We start from the raw sequence: 10,782 nt of genomic DNA on the forward strand, positions 1-10,782 counted from the left end.
GAGCTGTTGATTATGGAACAAGCCACAGTTTATATATGGTGCCCCAGGAAAAAGAATGCGATCCGGAAAAACCCCAGGGCCTGCCGGGCTAACTGCAAACAGAAGCACAGGTGCGAAGCCTATCAGAAATTCTGGCAACCCGGCCTCTTTGATTTGCCGGATAAAGGGCTGTCGGGAAAAGTGCATCAAATAACCGCTGCTGATGCCACTGAAGATTGAAAATGACCTCCTTATCCCGTTCATTCATACGTCGGGACGAGGGCCGTATGGTTTCAAAAGGCGATGTTGAACAAGCGGCCAGGATGATTCGGAATTTATACCAATTAATGAGTTTTTTTTAAAACCGTCAATTTTGATACATTTTTACGCCGCTGTTAACGCGCCCCTGACCTGTCCATTTTCAGGGCTTGATCATAACTGCGGCCACAATGTCACGGAGTCCGTCCCGCCCATTGCCGGCTTCTCCAGCACGATCCGGGGGATGCCGGGCCCATGAATCTAAAGCGCAAAAACTCGGCACGCCTCAAACCGTTTGCGCTGCTTAACGCTTCATGGCCCCGACATCTTTTCCCCGGATCGCGCCATGTCGTACGCCGGCAACGGGCGGGACTCCGAGGCTACGCACAGCAAAATATGGCCGCAGTTATGATCAAGCCCCCATTTTCATAAATTATGCGCCAGGGTGATCAGCTGCTTATTGATGGAAAGATTTAAGCGCGGGTGGATGATTTCAAGGTGCGTTTGATGAAAGGGGATGTAAGCCAGGCGGTAGGTTTCAGGATGAATTGCGATGGACTGAGCTTTTGATTGAGTTATGATAGACGGTTTTATAAAATTGGCGAGGCTGATTTTCAAGCTTTCAGCCGCTTCGGAAACCGGAAGTGTGACCGGATGGAGGCTTCCTTCCGGAATGGCAGAAACAAGCGCACCGGGCTGTGAAAGGGTAAACGCCCTGGACAGAAGCAGAAATTGTCCGGGGCGGATTTTAAAGGCGGGACACCAGAAATAAAACGGTTTTTCATGCCAGCTGCTTTGAATTACTTTTGGAAGATTGGCGAGGCTGACCAGATCGGCGTAAGATTTTAAATCGATTCCGCTGGTACGTGCTTTGATTTTCCAGAAAGGAAGGTAAATGGTGTTGGAACCTGTTTCCTCCGGTACGTGGCTTACCGGAAGCTGACGAAGTCCCTTGTGGGTGGCCTGCCACATACGGTTGCAATGATTGCAGTGAAGAGCGATTGAATCCCTGGCCCCGGTCAGATCCCAGCCGCAGGCCGGGCACAGGGCGGCAATAAATCGGATATCCGGTATCCGGGGCTCCGGCTGAAATGTTTCGATATCAAATGAAGCCGGAAGGGGTGATGAAAGCGGGGTATTGAGTACCGCATCAAAGAGTCGGTTGCCTTTGGAGTAGATCGGCAAATAAATCATGCTCAGCGTCTCCCCGATAAATTCCTGTTGAATCAACGGCGTGTTCACGGTGTCATTAAACCGGTTCCGGATGATATCCATGACCTGGTTTTTCGTTACCTGATGTTTAAAAAATCTGCCGCGGGATTGTCCGGCAGCAAATGTGAGTTTCAGCGCCTGACTTCTGAAGCCCAGGGAAATGGGGAGATGATCTGATTTTATGGCCAAATGGCTGATATCCATAAATCGGTGTTGAATTTCATCGCCGGGGACCCAGGAATAAAACACTCCTTTAAAGCGCCAGTAGGGCGCATAAAACAGCGCTTCAGTTTCAGCAGTGGCAGCGGCGGGCAGTATGTATCGGAACACGCCGTTTTGCAGAAGATATGAGGTTACCCGGCAGTAGCCACAGGTAAAGAGTCTGTCGGTTTCCTCCAGAACAGCCGGCGCTCCACACTGGGGGCATTGATGCCGGATATGGAAATTAAAGTTTTTCACCGCACTGGTTACAATACAGGGATTCGGTGAGATTTTCGGTTCTGCACCTTGAACAGAATTTAGGCCGGGGTTTTTCTTCAGCCGGGGTGCCACATCTGGAACAGAATTTTGCATTGGGGGTCAGATTTTTTCCGCAATTCGTGCATTGTTTGAATACCAGCTGCTGGTGGCCGCAAAAAGGGCAGAATCTTGCGGCCACAGGAATGGATTGGTGACACTCCGGGCATATACAGGGCGGTTGGTTGTTTTCGGATTCAGCGGCCGGTTTGTTTCCGGAGAAAACCTGGGCAAACATAGCCGGCAGCATCAGGCCAAGTCCCATCCCCATGGTGCTTGCATCGCCTGTCGATTCCGATGCTTTTTCCATGGCCATGGCAGATTTCATCTGCATCAGCCGGTTCATATCCTGAAAAATTTCCATCCGGCTGCGGTCGTCAATCGCCTGTTGAACTTCCGGAGGGGGGGTGATGGCATTGATGTACAGATGGGTCAGGGCCAGACCAAAATGGCTGAAATCATTTTTCAGCCGCTGAGTCAGTTTTTCAGACAGTTCATCATATCTGGCCGGAAGGTTCAGAATTGAATCGATGGTTTCTCCCATATAGTCATTGAATCGGGATACAATGACCTGATTCAGATAGTCTTCGATTTGCCGGGCCGTTAAAATATCCTGTGTACCGATGAGTCTGTTGATAAACAGGACAGGCTGGATGATCCTGAAATTAAAGACCCCGAACGCCCTGAGACGGATCAGCCCCAGTTCCTGATCTTTGAATGCGACCGGGTCACGTGTTCCCCATTTCAGATTGGTAAAGACCTTCAGGTTGATAAAATAAATTTCTGCACGCAGGGGGCTGCTCAGGCCCCACGGCAGGCTGGCGAGTTTAGTTAAAATGGGGATATTTCCGGTTTTAAGCGTATGCCGACCCGGTCCAAAAGCTTCGACCGCCTTTCCCTGATAAAAAAAGACCGCCGCCTGATTTTCACGCACGGTCATCTGCGCGCCGTATTTTATTTCGCCGGAGCCTGTTTCCGGAATACGGTGAACCAGCTCCGTGCCAGTATGGTCAAACCACTCAATGTTCTCAAGAAATACGAGATTGTTTATTCCCATGATGTAAAATCCATAATTTCAGTTCAGTGTAAAAATAGCCATCAGCTAATTCCTGTAATAGCCGAGGGCTTCAGGAATCAGCTTGTAAATCGTCTGAATTCGCTGTGCATCTGCCGGGTGTGTCGACAGAAATGCTGGCGGACCGGCATCTTTTTTTTCTGACATCATCCGTTCAAAAAATTTTGGCGCTTCTCTGGGGTCGTAGCCGGATTGGGCCATCAGAATCAGTCCGATATGATCGGCTTCATATTCCTGGCGCCGGCTGAATGGCAGGGTAATGCCGACCGCTGATGCCACGCCATAGGCCTGATTGATGGCCTGTATCGCTACGGGGCTTTGGGAGCCGATTGCCAGATTCAATCCTTCCTGCCCCAGCCCGATCAGCAACTGCTGGCTGATGCGTTCCCCTCCATGCCGGGCGATGGCATGGGCAACTTCGTGAGCCAGGACAAAGGCCAGTCCGGCTTCGTTTTGTGTATAAGGCAGCAGACCCGTATATACGGCAACTTTACCGCCGGGCAGGGCAAATGCATTTGCGGTATCCTTATCATCGATGACCTTGAATTCCCATTCATAATCCGGACGATTCGCAGCGGCAGCCACTTTGTTGCCCACCCGGGTGACCATGTCGATGATGCGCTGATCCCGGCTCAGTTCAGTTTTTTGGAGAATCTCCTGGTAGCTTTTAATGCCCAGAGCGATTTCCTGTCCCTCATTGATCAGCAGGAGCTGTGATCGACCCGTGACAGGAGCGGTAGCGCAGGAAAGAATCCAGCAAAGGCACAGGGATAAAATGGCGGTTGTAACCCCTTTTGGAAATAAGGGGTTTATAGCTCGGGGTGCAGGGTTCATGTCGGCTGTCAGTCAAGGGTTGAGGGTTGAGGTCGTGATCAGGGAACAGCGCGTCCGGGGTTTTGAATGCCTGTTTCCCCCTTTATGTTAACTGCTGATTATCAGATCAGCGCAGGATAGTGCGTGGATATCGTTTATACCTCAAAATGCTGTTTATCCCGCAAACAGGGATATAAGTCAACATGATTTGATCACCGGTTCTGGCAGGACAAGGGTGCATCTGCTGTGAAGCCACAGGCTATTGTTTATAAAGAGAGAGCCTCGCCAATCCGGGCAGGCCCGTATCAAGAAAAGGAAAAATCAGTCGTAGATAAATGCTGAAAATTGCGGATAAAAAGAAATTTTCAAAGAAGTTACAGATGTTGCTTGGAAAAAAAAGATCCGTGCCGATCTCCGTAGATCCGTGGCGAAAAAAACGGCCACAGAAGGATACGGTAACCGGGGAAATGGGCAATAATATTGAAGGGAAAAGAGAGGTGACACATCAGCTGGACAGCAAATTCAGAATGTTATTAACGGGCAGCCGAAGCTGCCATGCCATTTAACGTTCAGAACGCTGCCCAACCGAATGATGTCGTTTTACATGGAATCTTTTATCAGCATGGTGGCCGGGTCCAGAAAAAACTGAGTATTCGAGGTGGCTATGGATTTTCCTTTTAATAAATTGACATGAATCTGTTCCCCTTCCGGTTGAAGCTGGATTGCAACTTCGAACAGGTCAGAGACTCCGGTAAACTGGAGCGGCAATCCGTCCGGTGATTCATTCTCATGGCGATGGGTTCTTATCGTAACCCATACATGTAAACCGTGCTGTTTGGCAAAGACTTTCAACTCGGACAGAGAATCATATGTCGTATCGTCAAACGGCAAGCCGTCGATCAGCATCATCTGGGGGCGGAAAATATTCTGCTCAGTGATATCCGACAGGCGCTCGGCCAGCTTGGGTACGCTAAATCCCCCCACTTGAAATGTCATGATAAGCCGGTGGGCCAGGATCGCCTCATAGAGTTTATCAATGGGTTTGATGTCATACAGCAGGGCAATGTTGCGAAGCGTTTCCTCGTACCACAGACTGACTTTATTAACCGGATCAGCCAGACTGATATGAAGAACGTTTTTATCTCTCAGAATGTTATTCAATGCCAGTTGAACGATAAAAGCGGTTTTGCCAATCCCGGCACGTGATAGTACCGCACCAAATCCGCCCTCCGGAAGAATATCCTCGGTTTCATGTTCTATGAGCCTGAGCGGATTCCGAAGGATTAGATCCTTTTTTAGCATATCTAAATTCCTTTCACGAAAGTATATGATATTGTTTTGACAATGTTGATCCGCGTTTAGCAAGCCGACCGGTGTGCTCCCGGTACATCGCCGTTTGATGGTATTCATTATTTATGCCACATGCTTTTTTCCTTCAGCAACTTTCTTGATCAGATCTTCTTCAACGTTTTTAGGTACCGGTTTGTAGGATGAAAATTCCATGGTAAATTGAGCTTTGCCCTGGGTCAGTGACCTTAAGACCGTTGAATATCCAAACATTTCCGCTAACGGGACATGCGCTTCTATTGAACACATATGCCCCTCATCCTGAGATCCGACAATCATGCCGCGGCGCTGATTCAGTGACCCCATTGCGCCTCCCTGAAATTCGGTAGGTGCTTCGACCACAACTTTCATGATGGGCTCGAGTATAACGGGTTTTGCCTTTCGGTAGCCTTCGAGAAATCCCCCGCGGGCAGCCGCCTGAAATGCCATATCCGACGAGTCAACGGCATGGGAAGAACCGTCGTTGAGGACCACTTTGATTCCGGTTACGGGAAATCCCATGCGGGGTCCTTTCTGGAGACAATTTTTAAATCCTTTTTCACAGGCCGCAATATACTGAGTCGGGATAGAAGCGCCTACTACTTTGTTTTCAAAAACAAATTCTTGATCCGAGATCGGTTCAATGTAACCGGCAACTCGTCCGTACTGACCGGAACCGCCGGTTTGTTTCTTGTGGATATAATTGAACTCGGCCATTTGCGTTATGGTTTCTCTGTAGGCCACCCGGGGTTTTCCCGTGGTGACTTCCGCATTGTATTCGCGCCGCATCCTTTCGATATAGACTTCCAGATGAAGTTCGCCCATTCCGGAAATAATCGTTTCCATGGTTTCTTCGTTTACATGGGTTTTAAATGTCGGGTCTTCCTTGGTGAACCGGTTAAGGGCTTTTGACATATTGATCTGGGCTTTATTGTCTTTGGGAACGATCGCAAGGGAAATAACCGGTTCCGGCACATACATTGAGGTCATGGTCAAATTCAATCCGGGGGACACGAATGTGTCTCCGGACGCGCAATCAACACCAAACAACGCGCCGATAAAGCCGGGCGGTATCGATTCGATTTCCTCCATCTGATTGGCGTGCATGCGGGCCAGTCGCCCTACTTTGATTTTTCTTCCGCTTCGAATGTTAATGATCGTATCACCCTTGGCCAGTGTCCCCTGATATAAACGGATATACGTCAGCTGGCCGTACGCGCCATCCTCAAGTTTAAACGCCAGCGCGACGACAGGATCTTTCTCGCCGTATGACAGGATTACGGGCTTTTCGTCATTGTCCATATCCAGCGCCAGGTTTTCAACATCCATGGGGCAGGGCAGGTAAGCGGTCACGGCATCCAGAAGCGGTTGAATTCCTTTGTTTTTATAAGCAGATCCCATGAAAACCGGCGTCATTTTTCGGGTAAGCGTGCCTGTCCGGATAGCCGATATCAGAAGCGGTTCACTGATTTCCTTCTCTTCCAGGATCGCTTCTGTCAGCTCGTCTGAGAATATCGAGGCGGCATCAACGAGTTTTTCCCGTGTTTCCTCGGCCTGCGCCATCAATTCGGCAGGAATTTTTTCTATGCGAACCTTTTCGCCGTTATCGCCGTCAAAATATATCGCTTTCATGCTGATCAGATCTATAACACCGATAAAATTCGCTTCAAGGCCGATCGGGATTTGTACAGGAATGGCGTTATGGCCGAGTTTTTCGCGAAGCTGCTGAATCACGCGGGATGGATTAGCGCCACTCCGATCGCATTTATTGATAAAGGCCACACACGGAACTTTATAGCGTTTCATTTGCTGGTCAACCGTCATGGATTGAGACTGGACCCCGCCGACGGAGCACAGTACCAGAATACCGCCATCAAGAACCCTCAGGGAACGTTCAACTTCGATGGTAAAATCGACGTGTCCCGGAGTATCAATAATATTGATTTCATGGTTTTTCCATTTGCAGAACGTGGCAGCGGAAGCAATGGTGATTCCGCGTTCCTTTTCCAGCTCCATGGAATCCATTGTGGCTCCCACGCCATCCTTGCCTTTAACATCATGTATGGCATGGATTCGATTGGTATAATAAAGGATTCTTTCGGTCAGAGTCGTCTTGCCGGAATCAATATGTGCACTGATACCAATGTTTCTTATCAATTCAATTTGTTTTTTCATCTTGATTGGGTCCTTTATCGGAAGTTCTTTTCACCAGATGGCGTGCTGTTTTTTTTTACAAAAAAAATCCCTCATTTGGAATGAGACATCAAACCAGATGGGGATTAATATGAAATTAATATAATAAAAGACCATTAAAAAATGTTCATATCTGTCCCACTTCCAGCATCAGTCGCAAATATATTTACACGGCCTGATCGTGTTGCCGTATTTTAATATATCATACTACTGGCAAAGCCCGGACAAATTTGGTCATTTTTCACGGTCTCAATCTGGACTGTTATTAAATCTTTTTAGAAGATAATCGAAAAAAAAACAATTGTCAAATAAAATTTTAATCAAAGTATCATTTCCGGACGGCAAACAGACTTGGGTGTCCATCCGGTCAAAACCGAATTTATGGGTGGACGGCAGCCAATGGTGATCGGTCGAAAAGGCGTCCGTCAATTCAGTCTTGAAACCGTTTCGTGTTTGGAGTAAAACCAAGATTTTCCGGGAGCTGTCCGTAATGATCAATAAAATCAAGATGCCGGATCAAGATAAAGGCATGGGCTCGGGGCTGAAACAGGCGTTATTGGCTGCATGGCCTGTTTGTATCGCCTATCTGCCGATTGGTATTGCCCTGGGGGTTCTGGCACAGAAGGCCGGATTGACCCCCTTTGAAATCGGGGTCATGTCGGTGTTTGTGTTTGCCGGCAGTGCACAGTTTATAGCCGTGTCCATGATATCCGGACATGCCGGCCTGGTTCCGATTATCCTGACCACATTTATGGTGAATCTAAGGCATGTCCTGATGAGTTCATCGCTGGCGCTGTATCTTGGCAGGATTTCTTCGGCAAAGCTTTCCCTGTTTGCTTACGGTATTACCGATGAAACCTTTGCGGTAAATCTTTCAAAATTTCACAAGGGACACTGGGGCTTTTACCGATCACTGGCCGTCAATCAGATAGCCAACATGGCATGGGTCATCAGTACCGTCATCGGAGGCTACAGCGGCCAGTTCATTCCGGCGGGGGCATTTGGCATGGATTATGCCATGATTGCCATGTTTATCAGTCTGCTGGTTATTCAGATCAGAGGCAGGATATATCTGGTGACGGCCATTATTTCAGGCGGGTTGGCTGTGATGCTGTCGTTGATGATGCCCGGCAATTCATACATCATGGTTGCTTCAATTATATCGGCTGCCCTGGGGGCACTGATAAAAAACAGAAGTTGCAGGACATGCTGAAATCCGAATATCTGTTGATTGTTGTCGGAATGGGAGTTGTGACCTACCTGCCGCGGTGGCTCCCGTTGCTTTTTTTGTCGAATCGCAAACCGCCCCGATGGGTGATTGAATGGCTGGAATTGATCCCGGTGGCTATATTAAGCGCGTTGCTGATGCCGGTGCTGTTTACGTCAGGGGAGCCTCGTTTTCTTTCTTTACTGAAACCGGAGCTGCTGGTTGCGATTCCGACCTTTCTGGTTGCCTGTAAGACCCAATCCATGGGGGGAACGGTTCTGGCCGGGATGATAATGTTCTGGGGCTACGGGGTGCTGATAAATTGAGTCGTGAGTCGTCTGACTTCTGTTGCCTTTGTAAATTCTGTGTGAAGTTTATTTTGCCGCGGATTTACGCGGATTGGCGCGGATCTTCATTTTATAAATAATAGCTGGTTCTTCTTTTTTTTGTTTTATCCTTTTCACCTCTATTCCGTACCCTTTACCCGATGGGCGGACACCGGGGTCCGCCCCTACGACCCGAGATGTTTCCCTTATTTTTACTCCGCCCTCAGACCTCCGATCTCTGGCCTCAGTCCTCTGACTTCTGATCTCGGCACTCATTTAGTCAGGCCAGTTCCAGCACTTTGGCCACCAGTTTTTCGATGCCGGCGGCGACCTCCTTTATACCTGGCCCGAGCATATAGGCCGGTGTTGTGACGATTTTGTGCGCTTCATCCACGTGGATCATGTCAACGGTGCATACCTTGTGGACGGCTCCCATGGCTTCGATGGCAGCTGCGGTTTTCGTATCATTTCCGATGGTGACCTCGGGTTGAACGGCAGCGATGGCCCGGGCGACAGTGGCCGGGGCGATGCAAATGGCACCGACCGGTTTGCCGGCAGCGATCATTTCATTCAACAGGCGACCGGTTTGATCGTTGACACGGGCATCTGTGCCTTTGACTGCAAAGTTGCTTAAATTTTTAGCGGCGCCAAAGCCTCCCGGAATAATCAATCCGTCAATATCATCGGCGGTGACTGTTTTTATGTCTTTAATATTGCCCCTGGCGATTCTGGCGGATTCGATCAGCACATTTCGCTTTTCTGAGCTCGGTTTTCCGGTCAGATGATTCACCACATCAAACTGGTCAATATCCGGAGCCATGCAGATGGCTTCCGAATTGGCCCGATCAAGAGCCAGTAGTGTTATCACCGCTTCATGAATTTCAGAACCGTCATATACACCGCATCCCGACAGCAAAACACCTATCCTGGCCATAAAATCCTCCTTGGTTGTAATAGCTTTCAGTCTTCAGCCTTCTGACCTCTGGTCTTCCCTTCTATTCTGAAAATATCGCTTTTGGGCGCGCCTTTTTTATATCTGAAATAATCGTGAATGATTTTTCCATGATCAAAAGCGAGCGGTGCCGGCATGGTGTCTTCGCAGAATGTGCCCAGATTTTTTGCGTCGTCTGCGGCTTTTGGACTTCCCGATGCACTGGCGATAAAGACGGTCGTGAGCGTGTGATGACGCGGATCACGATCGGGATCAGAATAGGAGTGAAACTGCTCTTTCAGTGTAACATCAAGAGACGTTTCTTCTTTTGCTTCTCTGACAGCCGAATTTTCCAGAGACTCTCCATAATCGACAAACCCGCCCGGCAAAGCCCATCCATAAGGCGGATTGGCTCTTTCGATCAGAATGATTCCGTCATTGATTTCAATGATAATGTCTACCGTAGGCAGTGGGTTCCGGTATTTTTTTTCCATATTCTTTTCCCTCGGTTTTCAAATCTGTTTTTACAATTCCGGTGCTCCGGAAGGGATCAGACATGCGAAAATTAAAGGCTTCGTGCCGGTATTTTTGATCTGGTGAGTTTCATTTCCGGCAATAAAGGCGGTGTAGCCCTCGGATACCGGTATGGTGCTGCCTTCGCAAACGATTTGTCCTTTTCCCGAATGGAAAAAAATTTCGTGCTCCCATTCATGGCAGTGGCCGGGTGTATACCCGTCGGGAGATAATTCAAAAACTCGCATGCAAAAGTTCAAAGCGCCGTCAGCTTTGCCAATCAAGACCCGACCCGTCACGCCTTTTACGGTTTCATTGTTAAAACTTCTGGATTCTGCCTCAGAATAATGAATGATTTTCATTTAATCCTCACTTTCAATATCAGGAAAATATCATGGAATACCAGCGGTTTTTTTGACCAGCGGTATTTGGC

12 protein-coding genes are annotated in these 10,782 nt (G+C 48.6%); 4 read left to right on the forward strand and 8 right to left on the reverse strand.

Going from position 1 to position 10,782, the window contains the following annotated elements; genetic code table 11:
• Positions 1-12: 12 nt before the first annotated feature.
• Complete coding sequence (locus PHQ97_07400; GenBank protein ID MDD4392555.1) at positions 13-219, forward strand: hypothetical protein; 207 nt, start codon at positions 13-15, stop codon at positions 217-219.
• Between the two features lie 444 nt (positions 220-663).
• On the opposite strand, the gene PHQ97_07405 is transcribed toward PHQ97_07400, so the two are convergent.
• Genes PHQ97_07405 through PHQ97_07415 form a run of 3 tightly spaced genes read right to left on the reverse strand, consistent with a single transcriptional unit; the run spans position 664 to position 3,874 of the window.
• Positions 664-1,908 (reverse strand): hypothetical protein, encoded by a 1,245-nt coding sequence (locus PHQ97_07405; GenBank protein MDD4392556.1) that lies wholly within the window; start codon positions 1,906-1,908, stop codon positions 664-666.
• Positions 1,895-3,022: an SPFH domain-containing protein gene (locus tag PHQ97_07410; protein MDD4392557.1), complete on the reverse strand. Its 1,128-nt coding sequence runs from the start codon at positions 3,020-3,022 to the stop codon at positions 1,895-1,897. Before PHQ97_07410 ends, PHQ97_07405 begins: the two co-directional genes overlap by 14 nt.
• A gap of 45 nt (positions 3,023-3,067) precedes the next feature.
• Positions 3,068-3,874, reverse strand: a complete 807-nt coding sequence (locus PHQ97_07415; protein MDD4392558.1) for a M48 family metallopeptidase — start codon at positions 3,872-3,874, stop codon at positions 3,068-3,070.
• Between the two features lie 359 nt (positions 3,875-4,233).
• Here PHQ97_07415 and PHQ97_07420 point away from each other — a divergent pair, with 359 nt between their 5' ends.
• Positions 4,234-4,419, forward strand: coding sequence for a hypothetical protein (locus tag PHQ97_07420; protein MDD4392559.1), 186 nt, complete (start codon positions 4,234-4,236; stop codon positions 4,417-4,419).
• Positions 4,420-4,453: 34 nt separating this feature from the next.
• Here the strand turns inward: PHQ97_07420 and PHQ97_07425 are convergent, their stop codons facing one another.
• Together PHQ97_07425 and fusA are read right to left on the reverse strand one after the other, a co-directional pair.
• The gene (locus PHQ97_07425; GenBank protein MDD4392560.1) at positions 4,454-5,155 is read right to left on the reverse strand and encodes a cytoplasmic protein; all 702 of its coding nucleotides are present in this window, start codon (positions 5,153-5,155) and stop codon (positions 4,454-4,456) included.
• Positions 5,156-5,266: 111 nt separating this feature from the next.
• Entirely contained in the window at positions 5,267-7,354 is a 2,088-nt protein-coding gene (gene fusA / locus PHQ97_07430) for an elongation factor G (protein ID MDD4392561.1), read from the reverse strand.
• 508 nt (positions 7,355-7,862) lie between these two features.
• Here fusA and PHQ97_07435 point away from each other — a divergent pair.
• Both PHQ97_07435 and PHQ97_07440 read left to right on the forward strand, forming a co-directional pair.
• A complete protein-coding gene (locus tag PHQ97_07435; GenBank protein MDD4392562.1) occupies positions 7,863-8,585 on the forward strand; it encodes an AzlC family ABC transporter permease in 723 nt (240 codons plus the stop codon).
• Positions 8,579-8,905, forward strand: a complete 327-nt coding sequence (locus tag PHQ97_07440) for an AzlD domain-containing protein (GenBank protein MDD4392563.1) — start codon at positions 8,579-8,581, stop codon at positions 8,903-8,905. Before PHQ97_07435 ends, PHQ97_07440 begins: the two co-directional genes overlap by 7 nt.
• 280 nt (positions 8,906-9,185) lie before the next feature.
• On the opposite strand, the gene elbB is transcribed toward PHQ97_07440, so the two are convergent.
• Genes elbB through PHQ97_07455 form a run of 3 tightly spaced genes read right to left on the reverse strand, consistent with a single transcriptional unit; the run spans position 9,186 to position 10,711 of the window.
• Entirely contained in the window at positions 9,186-9,839 is a 654-nt protein-coding gene (gene elbB / locus PHQ97_07445) for an isoprenoid biosynthesis glyoxalase ElbB (GenBank protein MDD4392564.1), read from the reverse strand.
• 26 nt (positions 9,840-9,865) lie between these two features.
• Complete coding sequence (locus PHQ97_07450) at positions 9,866-10,330, reverse strand: NUDIX hydrolase (GenBank protein MDD4392565.1); 465 nt, start codon at positions 10,328-10,330, stop codon at positions 9,866-9,868.
• Positions 10,331-10,360: 30 nt separating this feature from the next.
• Positions 10,361-10,711 (reverse strand): cupin domain-containing protein, encoded by a 351-nt coding sequence (locus PHQ97_07455; GenBank protein MDD4392566.1) that lies wholly within the window; start codon positions 10,709-10,711, stop codon positions 10,361-10,363.
• Between the last annotated feature and the right edge of the window lie 71 nt (positions 10,712-10,782).

The organism is Desulfobacterales bacterium (genome assembly GCA_028704555.1).
GTDB lineage: Bacteria > Desulfobacterota > Desulfobacteria > Desulfobacterales > JAQWFD01 > JAQWFD01.

Bases quoted from the DNA above. Each gene is read 5' to 3' on its own strand.
- PHQ97_07400 (MDD4392555.1), top strand. From the start codon at position 13: ATGGAACAAGCCACAGTTTATATATGGTGCCCCAGGAAAAAGAATGCG.
- PHQ97_07410 (MDD4392557.1), bottom strand. From the start codon at position 3,022: ATGGGAATAAACAATCTCGTATTTCTTGAGAACATTGAGTGGTTTGAC.
- PHQ97_07415 (MDD4392558.1), bottom strand. From the start codon at position 3,874: ATGAACCCTGCACCCCGAGCTATAAACCCCTTATTTCCAAAAGGGGTT.
- PHQ97_07420 (MDD4392559.1), top strand. From the start codon at position 4,234: ATGTTGCTTGGAAAAAAAAGATCCGTGCCGATCTCCGTAGATCCGTGG.
- PHQ97_07425 (MDD4392560.1), bottom strand. From the start codon at position 5,155: ATGCTAAAAAAGGATCTAATCCTTCGGAATCCGCTCAGGCTCATAGAA.
- fusA (MDD4392561.1), bottom strand. From the start codon at position 7,354: ATGAAAAAACAAATTGAATTGATAAGAAACATTGGTATCAGTGCACAT.
- PHQ97_07435 (MDD4392562.1), top strand. From the start codon at position 7,863: ATGATCAATAAAATCAAGATGCCGGATCAAGATAAAGGCATGGGCTCG.
- PHQ97_07440 (MDD4392563.1), top strand. From the start codon at position 8,579: ATGCTGAAATCCGAATATCTGTTGATTGTTGTCGGAATGGGAGTTGTG.
- elbB (MDD4392564.1), bottom strand. From the start codon at position 9,839: ATGGCCAGGATAGGTGTTTTGCTGTCGGGATGCGGTGTATATGACGGT.
- PHQ97_07450 (MDD4392565.1), bottom strand. From the start codon at position 10,330: ATGGAAAAAAAATACCGGAACCCACTGCCTACGGTAGACATTATCATT.
- PHQ97_07455 (MDD4392566.1), bottom strand. From the start codon at position 10,711: ATGAAAATCATTCATTATTCTGAGGCAGAATCCAGAAGTTTTAACAAT.